Genomic DNA, 20,728 nt, shown 5'->3' on the forward strand with positions numbered 1-20,728 from the left:
TCCCGGACCGAATCGAAGAGCGAGGGCAGGTCCGCGCCCGAGGCATGCCCGTACGCGCGCAGCCCGTTCCGCGACGCCCCGCCCAACAACTGGTACACCGGCATCCCGGCGACCTTGCCCTTGATGTCCCACAACGCCATGTCCACCGCCGCGATCGCGGCCATCGTCACCGGACCCCGGCGCCAGTACGAGGACCGGTACAGGAACTGCCACGTGTCCTCGATCCGGTGCGGATCCTTACCGACCAGCAACTGCGCAACATGCTCCTTCAAATACGCCGCGACCGCGAGCTCACGCCCGTTCAGCGTCGCATCCCCGATCCCCGTCACACCATCCTCCGTGGTGATCCGCAAGGTCACAAAGTTCCGGGAAGGGCTGGTCACAAAGACTTCAGCAGCAATGATTTTCATGGTCTGAATGGCTCTTTCAGTCGTAGCTGGTGGGGGTTAGTTGGTGGTGGTCGTCAGCGGTTTGGCGGCCGGTTCGACGTCGGATGTTCCGCCGGCGGCGCCGTCTGACGCGCCGTCGGACGCGCCGTCGGACGCGCCGTCGGACGCGCCGTCGGCGGTCTCGGTGCCGCTTTCGCGGCGGGACCGGATGTCCGCGAGGATCTCCGCGTGCCTGTCATCCGTGAGCCTGTACTTGGACATCACGGCTACGGCCACGATGGTCAGCACGGCCGGAATGGCGCCGGCTGCGACCTGGATTCCGAACACGGCTTCCGCGGTCTGCACGGCGCCGGACTTGTAGCCGCCCAGGGCCAGTGCGTACGCGGCGAGTGCTCCGCCCACGGCCTGGCCGGTTTTGCGGGTGAAGGAGAAGAGTGCGTACGTGATGCCCTCTGTGCGCACACCGGTTTTCCATTCGCCGTATTCCACGGTGTCGGCTTCCAGCGCCCACACCACGATGTTCACGGCCAGGACACCGACGAGGCTCACGACGAGGCCGGTGAATCCGATCCAGACCTGGCTGGCCGGGGCGAGGAAAACGATGATTCCGCCGACCACCGTCACCAGGGAGGAGTAGATGTACACGCGCTTCTTACCGAGGCTCCGGACCAGCCGGGGCATGAACCCGGCCAGCACGAAGGTGAGGACCAGCTGCGTGATGGACAGGACCGGGTACAGGTCCAGGCGGCCCAGGACGTCGCGCAGGTAGAACAGCTGGACCGAGGTCAGGGCGAGGTAGCCCGAGAGGAAGAAGAAGGAGCTCAGGCAGAGCATCAGGAGGGGTTTGTTGCCTTTGAGCGTGTCCATGCTTTGTTTGAACGTGACGTTCGGGACGGCCCGGTGCACACGCTCCTTGGCAGTCAGGACGGTGAAGAAGTAGAGGGCAGCACCGATCACCACGAAGGCCAGGGTGATGGTGGTGAAGGTTGCCTGAAGGTCGGCGCCGGGCTTGATGAGCGGTGCCACGAAGATGCCGAGGGCGGAACCCACCAGCAGCGCGCCGATCATGCGGGCGGAGCCCAGCTTTGCCCGCTCGCCCGGATCCTGCGTCATGGCGCCGGCCAGGGATCCGTAGGGGATGTTGACGAGGCTGTAGGCCAGGCCGAGGGCGGCGTACGTGACGTAGGCGTAGAGGAGGGTGCCGGACTCGCCGAGCTCCGGGATGGAGAAGGTTGCCACGCTGAGCAGGAGCAGCGGGATGGACCCGAACATGATGAACGGCCGGAACTTGCCAAAGCGCTTGCTGAACGTTCGGTCCACCACCCGGCCGGCGAAGACGTCGGCGAAGGCGTCGAAGATCCTGACCGTGAGCAGCAGGGTGCCGGCGGCGGCGGCGGAGATCCCGGCCACGTCCGTGTAGTACACGAGCAGGAACATGGTGGCGGTGGTGAAGGCGAGGTTGTTGGCAGCGTCGCCGGCGCCATAGCCGACGATGCTTAACTTGCTGAGCTTTTTCATATGTGGGCTCCTTTACCCGGGGCCGCCCCTGGGGCCGGCAAAATGGTGAAAACGCTTAGGGGGTGACGCTCTTCGTGCTGCCGTTCTTGGTGCCGGCGAGCGCGGTCCAGCGCTGGCGCAGGGCGAACGCGGCGGGCTTGGGCCGACGGTCGCGGGTGAAGACGCCCTTCTTGTTGCCGTCCACGCGCATGATGCCGTTGGACGTCTGGAAGTCGGCGAAGTTCCAGACCTGCTCGCCCACCATGGCGTCCACGCGGTCAAAGACGCGGTGGTACATGGCCAGGAAGGCGGCCTGGTATTCCTCGCTCCAGGGCTGTTCGTAGATGGAGTGGAACCCGGGCATGGTGTCCGGGCCGTACTCGGTCATGATCATGGGCTTGCCGTACTTGGCTTCCCATTCCCGGAGTTCCTTCTCCAGGACGGCCTCCGCCGTTTCGAGGTCCCCGTTGTTCAGGTACCAACCGTAGTAACGGTTGAGCATGATGACGTCGAAGAGGTCGCCCAGCAGTTCCTTGTTCGGGGTGTCGAACATGACGTTGACGTAGCCCACGGGGCGGGTGGCGTCCAGCTCGCGGGTGAGTTCCACCAGCGGCTGGAAGTACTCGCGGGCACCTTCCTCGGAACCGTTGGGTTCGTTGGCGATGGACCAGATCACCACGGACGGGTGGTTCTTGTCCCGGGCCACGAGCTCGGAGATGGCCTGCCGGTGGTTGGCGGCGGTGTTCGCGTCCACTCCGCCGTCGACGTAGGTCTTCTTGGCGATGCCGCCGAAGACGGCACCGAAGCCCAGGTGCAGCCCCACGGCGGCGGTTTCGTCGATCACCACGATCCCGTGGCGGTCCGCGAACTCCATGACCTCCTCGGCGTACGGGTAGTGCGAGGTCCGGAAGGAGTTTGCGCCCACCCAGTCCAGGAGCTGGAAATCGTTGACCATCTGGGCGTTGCTGTGGCCCTTGCCGACCGTGACGTGGTCCTCGTGCATACCGAAGCCGGTGAAGTAGAACGGCTCCCCGTTGATGAGGAATTCCTTGCCGCTGATTTCTACGGTACGGACGCCGACGGGCAGCGTGTACGTGTCCAGCAGCGTGCCGCCGTCGTGGATTTCGGCGGTCAGGCTGTACAGGTAGGCGGCGCCGGGCTTCCAGAGCACGACGTCGTCGATCACCAGCGCGCCGTTGGCGCCGTCCGCGCGGGCGACTTCGACGCCGTCGGCATCGCTGAGCGAGACGGTCACCGTTTCGCTGCCCGTGCCGCCCGCGGTGACGATGGTGTAGTCGACGCTCCCGGTGGTCCCGTCGAAGCCGGTCACGACGGTGATGTCATCCACGGTCACCGCGGGGGTGCTGAAGAGCCAGAGGCTGCGGTGCAGTCCGGCGTAGTTGTAGAAATCGTGCAGGTAGCTCTGCTGGCGGCGGCCGTCCTCGGTGACGGTGATGCTGCCCGGGGGGATGGTGGCCTGGGTGAGCTCGTTGTTCACGGCGACGGTGAGGCGGAACGCCTGGCCGGGGGCCACGTGGTCGGTGATGTCGGCGCTGAACGGCATGTAGCCGCCGGTGTGCTGGGCGACGAGGACATCGTCCACCCACACCATCCCCTCGTGCGTGGCGGAGTCGAGGCGGACGTGGATCCGCTCCCCTGCCCAGCCGCGGGGAACGCGCACGTCGCGCTGGTACCAGACGTAGCCGACGTGGTCACGGATGGCCTTGTCCGGGAAGACGTCGTTGTAGCTGGCGGGAACTCCCATTTCCAGTGTTGATTCGAGCGGCGCCTTGAACCATTCATCCCGGTGGCCGGCCCGTTCGAAGTCCACCTTGAACCGGTACAGGCCATCGAGGTTGATAATTTCGCGGGTTTCGTTGGCCTGTGGCTTGAGCATTTGGGAGGTCCTATCGCGTCTTTGCGGGCAGTGCCGGGGAGGTTTTGGGGGGCCGGCGGCGTGGCCGGGTTTTTTGCTCCTGTTGTAATCCTAATCACTTGGCAATCACATGGCAAGCGGTTGCCATAATTTTGTTGAAAAGATCCGTGAAACGCTGCTGCCCGGCTCCCCGGGATCGGGAGCCGGGCAGCGGCGCTTGCACGGAGGGCGTTACGGGGAGACAGCCCGCTCCCCGAACGTTCCGCACAGGCCTTCAATCAGTTCCACGACCGGTCCGTCCGCGGCAAGGGACGGATCCACGAGGGCCAGCAAGGCGCGGATCCGCTCGGCGCCGGTGAGCCGGTTGGCTGCGGCCACGTCGCCGGCCAGCGGGTCGGAGAGCTCGTCCGCGGTGGTGGTGTGGTCCATCCAGGCGGCGATCATGCGGGCCGCGGCGGCCCCGGTCCTGCCCTGGGCGCGTTCGGCCCGCAGCACCGGCACGGCACGCATGCGGAGTTTGGTGCTGCCATCCATGGCGATCTGGGCCAGGTGGTGGGCGATCCGGGCGTTGGAGAAGCGGTCCAGCAGGGCGGCGCGGTAGGCGGGGATTCCGAGTTCGCCGGCCGGGAGGTTGGCTTCGGCCTCGTCCCAGAAGCGTTCGACGGCGTCCCGGCACAGCGGATCCGCCAGGGCCTCGGCCACGGTGGTGTGGCCGCGGAGCTGCCCGGCGTAGGCCAGGAGGGAGTGGGCGCCGTTGAGGAGCCAGAGCTTGCGGTTTTCGTACGGTTCGATGTCCGCGACGAAGACGGCCCCGGCGTCTTCCCAACGGGGCCGTCCGGCGGGGAAATCGCCGCTGAGGACCCAGTTGGAGAACGGTTCGGCCACTACCGGGGAGCTGTCGCGGTAGCCGCAGGCAGCCTGGACGGCTTCGACGTCCGCCCCGGTGGTGCGCGGGGTGATCCGGTCCACGGAGGTGCTGACGAAGCTGGCGTTCGCCTCGATCCAGGACGCGAGCCCGGCGTCCCAGGCCCCGGCCATGCCCACGACGGCGTTGTGGGCGACGGTGCCGTTGTTGGACAGGTTGTCGCAGCAGACGACGGCGAGTGGCCCCGTCCCGGCGGCCCGGCGGGCGGCGAGTGCCAGCACCAGCCGGCCCAGCGGCGTCGTCGGGTATCCGCTGCCGGACGCCAGCAGAGCAAGGTCGGCGGCGACGTCGGCGGCACCCGTGTCCAGGCTGCCGTCGGCGCGGAGGCGGTAGGCGGCCTCGGTGATGGTCAGGGTGATCACTGCGGTAGCCGGGGCGGCGACCAGAGCGGTGAGCCGTCCGACGTCGGCCCCGTCCACGGCCTCCACAATGCTGCTGACGGTCGCGAACGAGTCCCCCGCGTCGCCCCGCTCCACCACGGTGTACAGGCCGTCCTGCTCGGCGAGGGCCAGAGCGGCGTCCGGGCGGCGTCCGGTGAAGGCGGCGATGCCCCAGTCCGCGGCGTCGCCCGCCTGGTGGGTGTACCAGGCCTGGTGCGAGCGGTGGAAGGCGCCCAGGCCCAGGTGGACGATCCGCACCGGGGCCTTCGCGGAGGGGCGGAGGGCGCGGTTGAGCCGGGGAAGTTCCACGGCGGATTCCGCTTTTGCCTGCAGTTCGATGCTCACAGTTTGAAGACCCTTCGGGGGGAGCCGTCGACGAGGTCGACGATGATTTCGTGGGCTCGGTCCTCGCTGACCCGGTGTTCGGCGACGAGGCGGGCCAGGAAGGAGGCCTCGATCCGGCGGGACGCATCGTGCCGGGCCGGAATGGAGCAGAACGCGCGGGTGTCGTCGATGAAGCCCGAGGAGCGCGAGAAGCCGGCGGTCTCGGTGACGGCGGAGCGGAAGCGCAGCATGGCGTCGGGGGCGTCGAGGAACCACCACGGCGCACCGAGGTAGACGGACGGGTAGAACCCGGCCAGCGGTGCGAGTTCGCGGGAGAACACGGTCTCGTCCAGGGTGAACAGCACCAGGTGGAAGTCCTTCGCGGTACCGAAGTCCTGCAGCACCGGGCGGATGGCCTCGGTGTAGTTGATCGCGAACGGGATGTCGTGGCCCGTGTCCGCGCCGAACTGGGCGAACGTCGGTTCGTGGTGGTTGCGGTAGGACCCCGGGTGGATGGTCATAACCAGGCCGTCCTCCACGGACATCCGGGCCATCTGGTACATCATGTGGGCTTCGAAGTCGTCGCGGTCCTGCGCGGTGGCGCGGCCGGCGCGGGCGCGGTCAAACAGTTTCGCCGCGTCTCCGGCGTCGAGCTTGAGGGTTGCCGGTGTGCGGACGCCGTGGTCGGCGGAGACCGCGCCGTGGTCCACAAAATAACGACGCCGGTTCTCCAGCGCGGTGAGGTAGCCGGCATAGCCGGTGGCGCCGTCGGCCGCAGCCGCGATCAGCCGGTCGACATTCGCGGACCAGCCGGGGTGCGCGATGTTCAGGTACGCGTCCGGGCGGAAGGTCGGCAGGACACGGCCGTGGAAGGTGGGGTCCTGGGCGATCGCCTTGTGGCTGGCCAGGCTGTCCAGGGGGTCGTCCGTGGTGGCGAGGACTTCGATGTTGAAGTCCTTGAAGAGCTGGCGGGGACGGAACCCGGGCTCGAGCAGGCGGGCCGAAATCGCGTCGTAGCTGGCATCGGCCGTCTCGGCGCTGATCTCGTCCCGGAGCCCGAAGACGCTCTCAAACTGGGTGCGGAGCCAGTAGCCGGAGGCGGTGCCGTCCAGCAACGGCCAGGCATTGCAGAACTCCTGCCAGACGGTGCGGGAGTCGGGTTCGGCTGTCTTGGAGCCACGCAGCCGGTCCAGTGGAACGCCGCTGGCGTGGATCAGCCGGGTGACGTAGTGGTCCGGGCTGACCAGCAGCGCTGCCGGGTCCGGGAAGGGGGTGTTGTGCTCGATGACGGCGGCGTCAACGTGCCCGTGCGGGGAAATGATGGGGAGGTCCTCGACCCGGCCCAGGAGCTCGCGCGCAATGCTGCGCGTTCCGGGATCCGCGGGCAGGAGCCGGTCTGGGTTGGCGGCAATCGACTGTGACATAGCTCAATGGTCCGGCCTGCAACAGCACCTTGTCAACCGGTTGCCATAAATTGCCAACATATTTGTCGGTGCGTTTTTCGCGCCCCGGACGGATTTTCGCGCCGGAACGGGACATCCGCTACCGGATCCCGGTAGCGGATGTCCCGGGATGCAGCAGAAAGCGGAATGTGCCGCGGATTTCGACGCGGCAGGCTTACTTGCCGGCGGGCAGGAGCCGTCCGCTCGAGCCCCGCAGCACCAGTTCCGTTTCGACGCGCAGGGTGGCGGCGGGCTCCCCCGCGCCGTGCAGGAGATCGCCGTGCAGGGGATCTCGGTGCAGGAGATCGAGCAGCAGCGTGGTGGCGCCCGAGCCGCACTCCCCGAGCGGGGAGCGCACCGTGGTCAGCGGGGGTGTGGTGAAGTCGGCCCCGAAGATGTCGTCGAAGCCCACAATGCTGATCTGGTCCGGGACCACCATGCCGGCGGCCTGGAGTTCCTGCATGAGCCCGATGGCCAGGAGGTCGTTGTAGGTCAGCACGGCCGTGGCCCCGCTGGCCCGGACGTCGCGCGCCACCTGCCGGCCGCCGTCGACCGTGGGTTTGCTGGATTCCAGCCGCACGGCGTCCAGCCGGGACCATTCGCAGGCGGCCTGCACGCCCTCCCAGCGGCGGGCGGACATCCAGGACTGCAGAGGCCCGGCCACGAAGGCAACCTTCTGGTGCCCGTTGGCGGCCAGGCTGCGGACCGCCTCGCTGATGCCCTTGTTCACGTCGGGGACCACGCACGGCACGCCGTCGACCTCGCGGTTGATGACCACCACGGGTTTGTCGCGGGCGAGGGCCCGGATGTTGTCGTCGTCCATGCGCGGGCTGGCCAGGATGAGGCCGTCCACGGTGGCCATCATCCGCCGGGCGGCGGTCAGTTCGGTGGCCGCGGATTCCGCGGATTCGGCGAGCACCAGGGTGTAGTCCCGGGCCGTGGCCGTGGTTTCCGCCCCGCGGATGATGTCGAAGAACGTGGGGTTGGTGATGTCCGCGACGATCAGGCCGAAGGTGTTGGTCCGGCCGGTGGGCAGTGCCCGCGCGAACGGATTGACGTGGTAGTTCAGCTCGGCCGCGGCATCCTCGATGAGTTTCTGCGTCTTGGCGCTGACCCGGCCCGGCTTGCTGAGCGCCCGGGACACCGTGGACGGATTGACGCCGGCGACCTTGGCGATGTCGTAGATGGTGGCGTTGGACTTACCGTCGCGGGCGTGCTTCTTGGCCGGAGCCTTGGTGGCGTCGGCGTCCGGCGTCTTGGGTTCAGTCACGGGTCCATCGTAGTGCGGCACGGCAACAAACAGCGGGACGGTTGCCAAACCATCTCTCACATTCCGCCCCTTTTACGCCAACGGTCCCTCACTCTCCTCAGGAAAGTGAGAGACCGTTCGCCTCACGCCGCCGAAATGTTCGGGAGCGTTGCGCTACGAGCGTTCGGGGAATTTGCCCTCGTCCGCGATCCGCTTGTTGAGCTCGGCCAGGAACACGTCCTCGTCGAAGTCCAGGCCCACTTCCTTGCCGGTCCAGCTGGAGAGGTGGATGGCGTTGGCGAGGCGGACACCGTTGATTCCGTCCGATCCCGGTGCGAGCAGCGGGGTGCCGTCCAGGATGTTGGCGGCGAAGTTCTCCAGGACGCCGGCGTGCTGGCCGCCCCAGACGGATTCGAACTCGATGACCTCGGTGCTGTAGTACTCCTCCGGGTTCAGTTCGCCCATAAAGAGCTTCCGGACATCGTCCATGCCCATGCCGTCGCTGAGTTCCCGCTCGGGCTTCTGCAGGCGGGTCACGGTGGCGGTCTTGGAATTTTCGACGACGATCTTGCCCTGGTCGCCCAGGATCTCGAAGCGGTCCGTGCCCGTCAGATCGTGGGTGGCCGTGACGAACACGCCTGTGGCGCCGTCGCCGTAGTCCACCACCGCCGTGACCTCGTCTTCGACGGCGATGTCGCGGCGGAAGCCGTAGGCCACCTTCGCGTACACCGACTTGGGAACACCGCAGATCCACTGCCACAGATCCAGCTGGTGCGGGGCCTGGTTGACCAGGACACCGCCGCCTTCGCCGCCCCACGTGGCGCGCCATTCGCTGGAGTTGTAGTACCCCTGCGGCCGCCACCAGGTGGTGATGATCCAGTTGGTGCGGCGGATGCTGCCGATCTCCCCCGCATCCACGATCTCCTTCAGCCGCTGGTACAGCGGGTTGTTGCGCTGGTTGAACATAATGGCGAAGGAGAGCTCCGGCTTGGAGGCGGCAAACTCGTTGAGTTCCTTGACCTGCTTGGTGTACACGCCGGCCGGCTTCTCGACGAGGGCGTGGATGTTGCGCTTGAGGGTTTCGATGCCCATCTCCGGGTGCAGGAAGTGCGGCACGCACGTGACGACCGCGTCGACGTCGCCGCTTTCGAGCATGGTGATGTAGTCGTCGTAGAAGGGCGCGTCGGGGTACTGGGACGCCGCCAGTTCCTTCTTGGCAGGATCGACGTCGCAGATGGCCCCGATCTCCATGTTGGGGACCATTCCGTCCTGGATGAACTTGGCGTAGGCGCCGCCCTGCTGGCCCAGACCGATGATGCCGAGGCGTACTTTCTTGCTCATGTGGTGATTCTCCGTGGTTATTGGGGTGGTCTAGAAAAGGTTCGAGTGGCCCATGGCCACGAGGTTGTCGTACGAGGTCTGCAGGGCGTCCCAGACGGTCCGGCCGTAGAGCTCGTCCTGCTCCACGAGCAGGTACTGGGCACCGGCCGCCTGGGCGGCCGGGATGATGGCGGGGAAGTCCAGGTTGCCCTCGCCTACTTCGGCGAACTGGACCACGTTTTTGAACTCGGCCATGAAGCCCATGAAGTCCCCGGTTTCCAGGAGGCTCAGGGCGGACTCCGGCAATTCGCCGATCCGGTAGTCCTTCAGGTGGACCATGGCGGTGCGGCCGGCGTACTTTTCCAGGGTGCGGACCGGGTCCAGGCCGCCGCGCTGGACCCAGTGGACGTCGATTTCCATGCCCATGGCCGGGGAGTTCGCCGCGATGATGTCCAGCATGTAGGTGCCGTCGAACTTCGCGAACTCAATGTGGTGGTTGTGGTAGTACAGGCCGAGGCCCTGCTCCTGCAGGCGCTCGGCATAATCGTTGGCCTGCTTGGCGAAATCGACCACCGCGTTGATCGACTTCATGGCCGGGAAGGGCAGCATGCCGATCCGCAGGAGCTTCGCGTCCAGGCGCTTCGCGTCGTCGACGATCTTGTCGAAGTGGTCCTTGAGCGAGTCGCCGGGCATGCCCTTGGGGGTCTCCATCGCGACGGACAACGCCGCGATGTCCATGCCCAGCTCACTGCGGGAACGGTCCAGCTCCGCCACATTCGCCGCGGTCATGGGGATCTGGGAAACCTCGACGGCGTTGTAGCCGATCGCGTTGACCTTCCGGAGCGTCTCAAACGCCCCGAGGTCCTTGAAGCTGTCCCGCAGCATCATGGCTTGCACACCAATTTTGGCCATTCCGGTTCCTCCGTTCGGCCGGCTCCGCAAGGAAGCCGGCGTGTCGCATCTGTTGGTTGCTGGTTGCTGGCGGGACCCTCAGACGAGGGCTCCCGCCTGCTCGTGCTGCTGCCGCTGGAGTTCCAGCAGCCGGTGCCTGTCGGCCCGGCGCTGTTCCTGGCGGTCCGGGTCCGGCACCGGGGAGGCCAGCAGCAGCCGCTGAGTGTATGGGTGTTCGGGGTCCCGGGTGACGACGCCGGCCGGGCCCTGTTCGACGATTTCGCTGTGGTACATCACGGCCACGCGGTGGCTGATGTGCCGGACGACGTCGAGGTCGTGGGAGACAAATAGGTAGGACACCCCGGTGTCCTTCTGGATCTGCAGGAACAGGTCCAGCACCCGGGCCTGGGTGGACAGGTCCAGTGCGCTCACGGGCTCGTCGCAGACGATCAGTTTCGGTGCCAGCGCCAGCGCACGGGCGATCGCCACCCGCTGGCGCTGCCCGCCGCTGAATTCGCGCGGCAGCCGGTGGATCGCGTCGGACGGAAGGCCCACCTGGTCCAGCAGTTCCTTCACCCTCTTTTTGGCCGCCGCGGGATCCAGGCCCTGCACGCCGAGGGGCTCGGCGAGGATGTCGCCGATTTCCAGTGCCGGGTTCAGCGAGGTGTACGGGTCCTGGAAGACCACCTGCAGGTCCCGGCTCAGGGTCCGGCGGTCCTTCCGGCTGGCGTGGCTGATGTCCTTGCCGTCGAACATGATCCGGCCAGCGGTGACCGGCGCGAGGCCCAGCACGGCACGGCCCAGGGTGGTTTTGCCGGACCCGGACTCCCCCACCAGGCCGAGGGTCTCGCCGCGGCCGATGGTGATGTTGATGTCCGTCAGCGCGCGGAAGGGTTTGGCCCTGAAGCCTTTGCCGGGGTACTCGACCACCAGCTGGTCCACGGTGAGCAGCGGCGCGTTTTCGGTGGCGCTCATGCGACGGGCTCCTTCTGCGGGGTGGAAACGAGCGGGGACATGGGTTCCTTGCCTTCCAGCATCGACGCCAGCAGGGTCTGTGTGTAGGGTTCGCGCGGGTTGCGGAGGATCTCGCGGACGGGTCCTTCCTCCACGAGCCGGCCGTTCTGCATGACGGCCACCCGGTCGCAGAGGTCCGCCACCACACCGAAGTTGTGGGTCACCAGGATGACGCCGATGTTCAGGCGCTGCTGGAGTTCGCGGAGCAGGTCCAGCACGTCGGCCTGCACCGTGACGTCCAGAGCGGTGGTGGGTTCGTCGGCGATCACCAGGTCCGGTTCGCAGCTGATGGCACCGGCGATCAGCACGCGCTGGGCCATGCCGCCGGAAACTTCGTGCGGGTAGGCGTTGAAGGTCCGTTCCGGGTTGACGATGCCGACGTCCGTGAGCAGCTTCAGCGCCCGCTTCCGGGCCTCGGCTTTGGAGATTCGAAGGACGCGAACCATGGGCGTCACCAGCTGGTAGCCGATGGTGAAGGCGGGATCCAGGTTGCTCATGGGCTCCTGCGGAATGTAGGAAATCCGTTTGCCGCGCAGTTTGGTCAGGCGCTCCTGGCTGACGCGGTCCTCGCCCGGGGCAACCGTGTAGCCGCCGTCGAACTGGATGGCGCCGGCCACAATCCGGGCGTTGTCCGGGAGCAGGCCCAGGATGGAGAACGCGGTCTGGGACTTGCCCGAGCCGGATTCACCCACGATGCCCAGGATCTCGCCACGGTCCACGTGGAAGGACACGTCGTCCACGACCTTTTTGATGGACCCGTCCGCCTGCGGGTAGCCGACGCCGAGATTAGTCACCTTCACTAGGTGGTGTTCGGTGCCGGCGTCGACGGCGGCCACGGTCTTGCGCGCCGGGCGCGCGGCGGCGGGGGCCGGCGTCGTGCCCGTCGTGCTTTTGTTGGCGCCAGCGGTCGCGCGCTTCTTGCGGTGCTTGATCTTTTCGCCGTCTTCCAGGGCATCACGGATGGCGTTGCCCAGCAGGACGAGGGCGCCGATGGTGAGGGCCATGGCAAAGGCGGGCCAGAAGAGCAGCGTCGGCGTGAGGTAGACGTTCTTGAATCCTTCGCTGAGCATCACCCCCCAGGTTGCCTTCGCGGGGTCGCCCAGGCCCAGGAATTCGAGCCCGGACTGGATCGCGATGGCCACGCCGGCGATCGCGGCGGTCTGGATGATGATGGGGGCGCGGACCACGGAGAAGATGTGCCGCGTGATGATCCTCAGGTCCGAAAGCCCGGACACGCGGGCGGCATCCACGTAGAGCTCGTTGCGGACCGATTGCACCGCCGAGCGCGTGAGGCGGAAGTAGGAGGGGCTGATCAGGACGCCGAAGGCGATCATGGCGATCCACACCGACGGGCCGAAGGCAGCGCGGATGGTCAGCAGCACGATCAGGCCCGGGAGGCTCATCAGGATGCTGACGATCCAGTTGGACACCGCCTCGAACTTGCCGGCGTAATAACCGGCCACCAGGCCCGCGGGCAGGCCGATCGCGATCGCGACGGCGGCGCACAGCAGCGCGGACAGGAGTGTCAGCTGCGCCCCGTACAGCAGCCGGCTCCAGACGTCGCGCCCGGAACTGTCCGTGCCCAGGATGTTCACCGAATCCGGGCCGGCGAGGGTCTTGGAGATATTGGCGAAGTTCTCGTCGAACGGTGCCAGCACATCGGCGAACACGGCCATGAGTGCCAGCACCAGCAGGATCGCCATGGCAACGATCCCGAGCGGGTTCTTGAAAAGCCTTTTGAGGACCGTGGAGCGGACCACGGTTCCGGTCTGGCCCGTCGTTCCGGGCAGTGGCGTCAGGGCTGAGGTTTCGACGGACTCGGTCACGAGGCACGCACCTTCGGGTTGAGCCAGCCGTTGAGCAGGTCAACAATCAGGTTGACCAAAATGACAACGGCGACGGTGTACATAACAACGCCCATGACCACCGGCTGGTCGCTCTGGCTGGTGGCGGCGACAGCCAGCGGCCCCATGCCGGGCAGGGCAAAGATTTGCTCGATGATGACCACGCCGCCGAGCATGCCGATGAGCTGCAGGCTGAGCACGGTGAGCCCCGCCGGAGCGGCGCTGCGCAGGACATGCCGGAACAGGACTTCGCGCTCCTTGATGCCGCGGCTGCGGAGGGTGCGGACGTAGTCGCGTTCGAGCTGCTTGATGACGGCACTGCGGATCTGCTGCGCGCCGCCGGTGACTCCGTTGATGAGCAAAGCGATCACCGGAAGCGTCAGGGAAAGCACCCAGGCAGAGGCGGGTTCGCCCGGGGAAATGGTGCTGGTGGCGGGGAAGAGCCCCATCTGGATGGCCAGGACGGTGACCAGGATGATGCCGATCACGAATCCGGGGACGGAGTCGCCGATGATGGCGCCGATCTGGACCACCCTGTCGACCCAGCCGCGCTTCACTGCTGCGGCGACGCCCAGGAGTGTCGCGATGATGGCGATCAGGATCATGGCGGCGGCCACCATGGTCATGGTGACGGGAATGCGCGTGGCGAGCGCGCCGGCCACGGGTTCGGACGTGAACCAGGATGCTCCAAGGTCACCCTGCAGGGCGCCCGTGAGCCAGCTCAGGTAGCGCGTGATGATGGGCTGGTCGAGGCCCAGCTCTGCTTCCTTCACGGCCAGCTGCTCCGGCGTGGCCTGGTCGCCCAGGATGTTCCGTGCAATGCTGCCGCTCGATACGTAAAGAAGGGAAAAGACGAGGATCGAGACGGCGAACAGGACGACGAGTCCGCTGCCGAGGCGTTTGAGGATGAATGTGATCATTGCTGGCTCCATTGAACTGGCATGGATTGACTGCCTGGTCCGGCAGCCCGCCAGTGGTGACGGTCTGCCGGACCGGCGCCGGTTTGTTGTGTGGCGACGTGCGCCGGTGTTACTTGGCGGGCGCGTAGTTGTAGAGGGACGGAACGGCCTGCTGGACCTGCGGCGTCACGGTGATCTTCGAGTTGTAGTAGTACATCTGGTTCACACGGAACAGCGGGGCAAACCATGCCTGCTCCACCACGTACTTGTTGACTTCCTGCGCCAGCTTGCCGGCATCCTTGCCGCCGTTCTGCACGGCGTCGATCTTGGCCTGGAGTTCGGGCGTGGTGTTCTTGAACGGGTTGTACAGGGCCTTGGTGGAGACGATCTGGTTGATGGCCACCCACGGTTCGCCCTGGAAGAGGCTGAAGTACATGGTGGTGAACTTCTGGGCGGCCACTTCGCTGGTGAAGGTGTTCGTGATCGCGGCGCCGACCTCGAGGGTGATCCCGATGTCAGCGAGCTGCTGCTTGACCACCGCGAGCTGGGTTTCGAAGCCGGGGACGGCCGGGACGGCCAGGGTGACGCCGCTCTCGTAGCCGGCTTCCTTCAGCAACTGCTTGGCCTTGGCCGGATCGTACGTGTAGTGGTTCTCCAGCTCTTCGGTCCAGGCCCCGCTGGCCTTGCCGAACGGCTGCGACGTCGGCGTGCCCTGGCCCAGCATGACCTGGTCCAGGATGGTCTTGCGGTCAAAGGCGTAGTTGATGGCCTGGCGGACCTTGACGTTCCCCAGCGGGGTGTTCTTGGCGCCGTCGCGGTCCAGCAGCAGCAGCCCCTGCCAGTCCACCTCATTGGTGACGAGCTTCATCTTGGCGCCCTCGGCCTGCTTGCCGGTCTTCGGGTCCAGCAGCGTGGCGTCCACCTGTCCCGAGACCAGGGCATTGGTCCTGGCGGTCGCGTCAACGAGGATCTTGAAGGTGACTTTCTCGAACTTCTGGTTGTCTTTGTTCCAGTAGTCCTTGCGGGCCGTGAAAACGGACTGTGAGTCTTTGACCGTGGCGGCTTTGTCCATGACGTACGGGCCGCTGCCCACGGGCTCGGTCTTGATGCCTTCGGTGCCCAGGGCCTTCGGGCTGCCCATGAGGCCGGCGGCCTGGCTGAGGTAGAACTCCAATGAGGGATCCGGTGCCGTCAGGTTGAGCTCAATGGTGTCGGCATCCACCACCTTAACGTCGGAAACCGCGGTGAGCTGGGCCATCTGCGGGCCGTTGGCCTTCTTGAAGTGATCCAGGTTCGCTTTGGCCGCTTCGGCGTCGAACGTGGCGCCGTCGCTGAAGGTCACGCCCTTGCGGAGATCAACGGTGAGCACGGTGTTCGTCGCGTTGTACTTCCACGCGGTGGCCAGCATGGGGCTGAGCTTGCCGTCCGGTTCCCGCAGGAGCAGGGAATCGTAGGCCGCCTGGTACGGCTGCAGGAAGTGGCCGACGTGCGCCTGGGCAGGATCCCACGAGCGGATTTCCTGAACAGCACCCAGGGTCAGCGTGGTTGTCTTCGGACCGGCCGGGTTGTTCCCGGAGGCGGCGCCTGACGCGCCACCGCCGCAGGCAGTCAGCGCCAGGGATGCGCTGAGGATGAGGGCAGCTGCTGCTGCTTTGGGACCTAACTTCATTGTTGGCTCCTATGAGTCGTGAAACTGTGGGCGGGTTTCCCCGTTCAAGCCGTGTGGCGTGGGCCACACTGCTCTCGTGAGAATCACAGTACGCAGAGTTGCCTTTCTTGGCAACCGATTGTCATAAATTCTCGAAAATGTCTTTACGCCCGAAAAGTACAGCTGGAAAGCAGGGAGAGCTTCGGCCCCAGATCGCGGCAATCGCTTGTTTGAACGCACACAATGGGGCCTGCCCGAAGCGCACGCCGGAGGGTGCCCCGGAATGCCTATCCGGAAGACGTCCCGCGGGGACGACCCGACGGGCCTCAGCTGACGGCGTCGAGAGACCCGGGGTAGCTCTGCCGGTAGATTTCCTTGACGATGCGCAGCGACTTTTCGGCCTCCGCCGGGCTGATCCAGAACGGCTCCGCATCGTGCAGCCGGCCGTAGAAGTCAGCGATCAGCAGTTCATGCGAGACACCCCAGTAGGACCGGCCGCCGGAGCCGCTACTGCGCTCTGGAATGATATCCACGCGCCCGTCTTGATGGGCGATGGTCAGGTCGCCGCGCAGGCTCAGCACGGCCTTTTCGGTGACAACCTCGAGTGTTACCGGCGCGTTGGTGGCGTTGGCCAGGGTGGCATAGAACGCGCTCCTGGCGCCGTTGGCATGTTCGGCGACGAATTCGGTGGTGTCTTCCACCTCGATGGTGCTGCCCAGGAAACGCGTGGAGGCGTTGCCACTGACCGCGACGACGTCGCCCACCAGCCATTGGAGCAGGTCCACGGTGTGGATGGCCTGGTTCATCATCAGCCCGCCCCCGCCGCCGGCCCAGGTCCCCCGCCACGGCCGGTCCTGGTAGTACTCGGCGGAGCGCTGCCACATGACCGTTGCCGACGCCCCCGCCACGGCCCCCAGTTCGCCGGAGGACAGCAGTGCGGCCAGGGCCTGGGAGGTCGCGTTGTACCGGTTCTGGAAGCACACGGCGATTTTCGCAGTGCCCGCCGAGGCGGCTTCAACGAGCCGGCGGCCCTCCGCCAGGGTGTGGGCGAGCGGCTTCTCCACGATGACGTTGATGCCCCGTTCCAGGCAGTCGGCGGCCACGGAGGCGTGCTGGTCGTGCGGGGTGCAGATATGCACCACGTCCGGCCGGACCGCCTCGATGAGGCTCAGGTGGTCGGAAAAGCCGGGGACGCCATGGGCGGCTGCCGCGGCAGCCAGCCGCTGCGGATCCGAATCGCAGACCGCCACCAGGGTGGCGCCGTCGAGCTTCGCCACCGCCTCGAAGTGCACGGCGGAAACATCGCCGCAGCCGATGACCGCCGCCGTCGTCGTGCTCACGAGAGTTCAACTCCGTTTTTCGCGGCGAGCGCGGCGAAGGCGCGGGCCGCGCTGCCGAAGGCGACGGGACCCGAGAACCCGCCGAGTTCGTGGGCGCTGGCCAGGTGCGGCTCCAGGGAGGCGAAGCCGGTGAAGCCGTCTGCCGTGAGGGCGGCGATGGTGGCGTCGAGTTCGCCGTCGCCCTCGCCGGCGGGAACCACCTCGCCCGTGGCGGCCACGGCGTCCTTGACCTGGAAGTACTCAAGGTAGGGGCGCAGCATGGCATAGCCGTCGGTGTAGGGCTTGACGCCCACCTGGACGAAGTTGGCGTTGTCCCAGGCGATGCGCAGGGCCGGGGAATCCACGGTCTCCATGATGTCCAGGACGCGCTCGGGGGTGTCGCCGAAGATGCCCTTTTCGTTTTCGTGCAGGAGCACGACGCCGGCTTCGGCGGCGAGCGCCGCCAGTGCGCCCATCCGGGCCATGACGTCCCCGCGGATGTCGTCGGCGCCCTGGTTGTCCGCCCGGTAGAACGAGAAGATGCGGATGTATCTTGTCTCCAGCCCCTTTGCCACGGAGATGATCTGGCGGAGGCGTTCCAGCTCGTGTTCCACCGGCAGGCTCACGTCCACCTTGCCGATGGGACTGGCCACGGCCGAAACTTTGAGGCCCTTCTCATCGAGGATTTCCTTGAGTCGGGCAACCTGCACCGGTTCGAGTTCGGAGACATTCGTGCCCCAGGCGCTGCGGACCTCGATGTGGCTGGCGCCCAGGGCCAGCAGGACCGCGGCCTGCACCGCGGGATCCGGGTCTATCTCGTCGCCGAAGCCTGAGAGTGGCCAGACTGCGGTTGGTGTTTTGCTCACGCGGATCTCCTGGGTTTCGCGGCCGCCGGGCCGGGCAGCCCGGTTTTGGCTGCAGCGCGGTGACGCAGTTCACAAACGGTGTCGCCGCCAGTTTAGCGACAGTCGTCGCGTCATGACAACCGATTGCCAAACTTTGACAAGATGTGGCATTCTTGGCGGAGCGGGCCTGTGGCGGCAGTCACAGACCGGCCCATCCGACCCGGCCGCCATGGCCCCGCCACCACGTTCAGAGAGGAGCGCCGTGGCTACGACGCAACCACCAGCAGTTGACCGACCGGCCACCATCCATGACATCGCAGCACTGTGCGGCGTGGCGGCCTCCACTGTTTCCCGGGCGCTCTCGACGCCGGACCGCGTCAATATCCGCACGCGCCAGCGGATCGAGGCGGCCGCCGCCCAGCTGCACTACATCCCCAACAGCCAGGCCAAGGCGCTGAGTTCCGGCCGCACAGGCGCAGTGGGGGTCCTGGTGCCGGACATCACCAACCCGTTCTACTTCGACCTCATCCGGGGAACCCAGCTCCAGCTCAAGGCAGCCGGCTACACGCAGTTGCTGGTGGACACCGAGGAATCCGACGAGGTGGAAGCCAGCACCCTGGACCAGCTGCGAAAGAGTGCCGACGGCATCATCGTGGCCGCGTCCCGGCTCAGCGACGACTCCCTACTGGCCGCGGCGGCCAAGATGCCGCTGGTCACCATCAACCGCGACGTACCCGGCGTCCCCGCCGTAATCATCGACACCCCCTCCGCCACCAGCCAGGCCCTGGACCACCTCGTCTCGCTGGGCCACACCCGGATCGCCTACATGGCCGGGCCCCTGACGTCCCAGTCCAGCGAACGGCGGTGGACTGCATTGTCCGCGGCAGCCGAGGAGCGCGGCGTGGAAGTGCGCAGGCTGGGGCCGTTCGCGCCAAAAACCCAGTCCGGCGCCGCAGCCGCGGACGCCGCCGTGCACAGCGGGGTGACAGCCTGCATCGCATTCAACGACCTCATCGCCATCGGCATGCTTCAGCGCATGCGGGAACGAGGCATCCGGGTTCCCGAGGACATGAGCATTGTGGGCTGCGACGACATCTTCGGCGCCGACTTCTGCAATCCGCCGCTGTCCACGATGGCCTCCCCGATCGAGCAGGCCGGCCGCGTGGCGGTTTCCATGCTGCTGGCCCAGCTGAACCCTCTCGCCGGCGGCGGCACCCGCAGCCGGTCCGTGATGCCCACCCATCTCACCGTCCGGGGCTCCACCGGCCCGGCGCGGCAGGACCGCTAGGCCGCATGCCCACCCGGCCGGATTGGGCCGGGGCGGTTCCTGGCGCGCCGGTGGGGCGGGCGCCCGGCGCGGATGGTTGGGGCGGGTGTCGGAGGGGCCGGGTTGGGCCCAGCGTCCCCAGCTGGCCCGGTTTTCGCGGCGGTTCCGGACACCTGCGCCGTTTTCGGACCCAGGCACCGCGGATCCGGGCAGCGCCTGTCCGATAACGTAGCGGCCACCCGGAAACGCAGCACAGGAACGACGCCGAAAATCGCGCGTCCCCAGCTGGACCGGTTTTCGCGGCGTTTCCCGGCGTGGGCTACGCATCCGGCCCGGCGCGACGGATATCCGCGTAGCGAGGGTCCGAAAGCGTAGCGACGGTCCTCAGCCGTAGCGCCATTCCCGCGCCCGGGCCGCACGTCCGCCAGGCGGCCCGGCCGCAACAGTTGAGCGTGGTTGACAGCGCTGACTAGGCTGGATCACATGCGCGAACTCCAGGCCAGGATCATTGAAGAAATGGGCGTCCAGCCCCGGATCGACCCCGCCGGGGAGGTGCGCAAGCGCGTCACCTTCCTGAAGGAATACCTGAAGGCCACGCACACCAAGGGCTTCGTCCTGGGCATCTCCGGCGGCCTGGATTCCTCGCTGGCGGGCCGGCTTGCCCAGCTGGCCGTCGAGGAGCTCACGGTCGAAGGTGTGGAGGCAAACTTCGTCGCCGTCCGCTTGCCCTACGGCGTACAGCATGATGAGGACGATGCCCAGGCAGCCCTGGACTTCATCCAGGCCAAGACCGAGTGGACGTTCAACATCTCCGCCGCAGTGGATGGCTTCGAGGACGAATTCGAGAAGACCGTGGGCAACGGGATCTCCGACTTCCACAAGGGCAACACCAAGGCCCGCACCCGCATGATCGCGCAGTACGCCCTCGCCGGCGAGCACAACTACCTCGTCATCGGAACGGACCACGGGGCGGAGTCGGTCACCGGCTTCTTCACCAAGTACGGCGACGGCGGCGCGGATATCCTGCCGCTGTTCGGGCTCAACAAGCGCCAGAACCGGGCCCTGCTCGCGGAGCTCGGCGCCCCGGCCCGTATCTGGGAGAAGGTTCCGACGGCGGACCTGCTCGACGGCCAGCCCGGCCGCACGGACGAGGACGAGCTGGGCCTGACATACGACCAGATCGACGACTACCTCGAGGGCCGCGAGGTCCCGGGCTCCGTGGCCGAATCCATCGAGCAAAAATACCTCCGCACCCGCCACAAGCGCACGGTCCCGGTCACCATCTTTGATACCTGGTGGAAGTAGGCAGCAACCTACGCTCCGGGGACACTTCGAGCCCCCGCGGGACTGTTTAGCGGCCATCGCCCGGCGCGTCCGTGTCAATGTGCCCCCGGACCGCAGCCGGGGTGAAGCCCGACGCCGGGACTCACCTCGCCGCCCGCACCGGCGGGGACTAACTGGGTACTCCAGCTGGTGGTAGTAGCCGGCACCCCGCGCTCCGGGGGCACTTCGAGCCCCCGCGGGACTGTTTAGCGGCCATCGCCCGGCGCTTCCGTGTCAATGTCCCCCGGACGGCCCACGGTGAAGCCCGACGCCGGG

The 20,728-nt window shown here is 66.8% G+C and carries 15 protein-coding genes and 1 pseudogene; 2 read left to right on the plus strand and 14 right to left on the minus strand.

Features of this window, described 5'->3' with window-relative positions:
- From AC1DC5_RS03135 to AC1DC5_RS03200, 14 genes and pseudogenes are all read right to left on the minus strand, one after another.
- Positions 1-410 (minus strand): annotated as a pseudogene (locus AC1DC5_RS03135) (bifunctional D-altronate/D-mannonate dehydratase); the annotation flags it as partial.
- Positions 411-446: 36 nt separating this feature from the next.
- The gene (gene uidB, locus AC1DC5_RS03140; protein ID WP_476864167.1) at positions 447-1,907 is read right to left on the minus strand and encodes a glucuronide transporter; all 1,461 of its coding nucleotides are present in this window, start codon (positions 1,905-1,907) and stop codon (positions 447-449) included.
- Between the two features lie 55 nt (positions 1,908-1,962).
- The gene (uidA, locus tag AC1DC5_RS03145; RefSeq protein WP_476864168.1) at positions 1,963-3,783 is read right to left on the minus strand and encodes a beta-glucuronidase; all 1,821 of its coding nucleotides are present in this window, start codon (positions 3,781-3,783) and stop codon (positions 1,963-1,965) included.
- A 210-nt stretch (positions 3,784-3,993) separates the two neighbouring features.
- Positions 3,994-5,412, minus strand: a complete 1,419-nt coding sequence (locus tag AC1DC5_RS03150; protein ID WP_476864169.1) for a mannitol dehydrogenase family protein — start codon at positions 5,410-5,412, stop codon at positions 3,994-3,996.
- Entirely contained in the window at positions 5,409-6,815 is a 1,407-nt protein-coding gene (gene uxaC, locus AC1DC5_RS03155) for a glucuronate isomerase (protein ID WP_476864170.1), read from the minus strand. The genes AC1DC5_RS03150 and uxaC overlap by 4 nt, the downstream gene beginning before the upstream one ends.
- Before the next feature lie 193 nt (positions 6,816-7,008).
- Entirely contained in the window at positions 7,009-8,103 is a 1,095-nt protein-coding gene (locus AC1DC5_RS03160; RefSeq protein WP_476864171.1) for a LacI family DNA-binding transcriptional regulator, read from the minus strand.
- A 153-nt stretch (positions 8,104-8,256) separates the two neighbouring features.
- Positions 8,257-9,423 carry a Gfo/Idh/MocA family protein gene (locus tag AC1DC5_RS03165; protein WP_476864172.1) on the minus strand — a complete coding sequence of 389 codons (1,167 nt, stop codon included), beginning with the start codon at positions 9,421-9,423 and terminating at the stop codon, positions 8,257-8,259.
- 30 nt (positions 9,424-9,453) lie between these two features.
- Positions 9,454-10,314 carry a sugar phosphate isomerase/epimerase family protein gene (locus AC1DC5_RS03170; protein ID WP_441405028.1) on the minus strand — a complete coding sequence of 287 codons (861 nt, stop codon included), beginning with the start codon at positions 10,312-10,314 and terminating at the stop codon, positions 9,454-9,456.
- Positions 10,315-10,392: 78 nt separating this feature from the next.
- The gene (locus AC1DC5_RS03175) at positions 10,393-11,268 is read right to left on the minus strand and encodes an ATP-binding cassette domain-containing protein (RefSeq protein WP_476864173.1); all 876 of its coding nucleotides are present in this window, start codon (positions 11,266-11,268) and stop codon (positions 10,393-10,395) included.
- On the minus strand, positions 11,265-13,133 hold the full coding sequence (locus tag AC1DC5_RS03180; RefSeq protein WP_476864174.1) for a dipeptide/oligopeptide/nickel ABC transporter permease/ATP-binding protein: 1,869 nt from the start codon (positions 13,131-13,133) through the stop codon (positions 11,265-11,267). The genes AC1DC5_RS03175 and AC1DC5_RS03180 overlap by 4 nt, the downstream gene beginning before the upstream one ends.
- Positions 13,130-14,071: an ABC transporter permease gene (locus tag AC1DC5_RS03185; protein WP_476864175.1), complete on the minus strand. Its 942-nt coding sequence runs from the start codon at positions 14,069-14,071 to the stop codon at positions 13,130-13,132. The genes AC1DC5_RS03180 and AC1DC5_RS03185 overlap by 4 nt, the downstream gene beginning before the upstream one ends.
- A gap of 109 nt (positions 14,072-14,180) precedes the next feature.
- Positions 14,181-15,719, minus strand: a complete 1,539-nt coding sequence (locus tag AC1DC5_RS03190) for an ABC transporter substrate-binding protein (protein WP_441405032.1) — start codon at positions 15,717-15,719, stop codon at positions 14,181-14,183.
- A 305-nt stretch (positions 15,720-16,024) separates the two neighbouring features.
- On the minus strand, positions 16,025-17,038 hold the full coding sequence (locus tag AC1DC5_RS03195) for a Gfo/Idh/MocA family protein (protein ID WP_476864176.1): 1,014 nt from the start codon (positions 17,036-17,038) through the stop codon (positions 16,025-16,027).
- Positions 17,035-17,883 (minus strand): sugar phosphate isomerase/epimerase family protein, encoded by an 849-nt coding sequence (locus AC1DC5_RS03200; RefSeq protein WP_441405034.1) that lies wholly within the window; start codon positions 17,881-17,883, stop codon positions 17,035-17,037. The genes AC1DC5_RS03195 and AC1DC5_RS03200 overlap by 4 nt, the downstream gene beginning before the upstream one ends.
- A 208-nt stretch (positions 17,884-18,091) precedes the next feature.
- Here AC1DC5_RS03200 and AC1DC5_RS03205 point away from each other — a divergent pair, with 208 nt between their 5' ends.
- Entirely contained in the window at positions 18,092-19,150 is a 1,059-nt protein-coding gene (locus tag AC1DC5_RS03205) for a LacI family DNA-binding transcriptional regulator (RefSeq protein WP_476864177.1), read from the plus strand.
- 462 nt (positions 19,151-19,612) lie between these two features.
- The gene (nadE, locus tag AC1DC5_RS03210; RefSeq protein WP_441405036.1) at positions 19,613-20,434 is read left to right on the plus strand and encodes an ammonia-dependent NAD(+) synthetase; all 822 of its coding nucleotides are present in this window, start codon (positions 19,613-19,615) and stop codon (positions 20,432-20,434) included.
- Positions 20,435-20,728: the final 294 nt, after the last annotated feature.

It is taken from the genome of Arthrobacter sp. 10L424 (assembly GCF_056395325.1).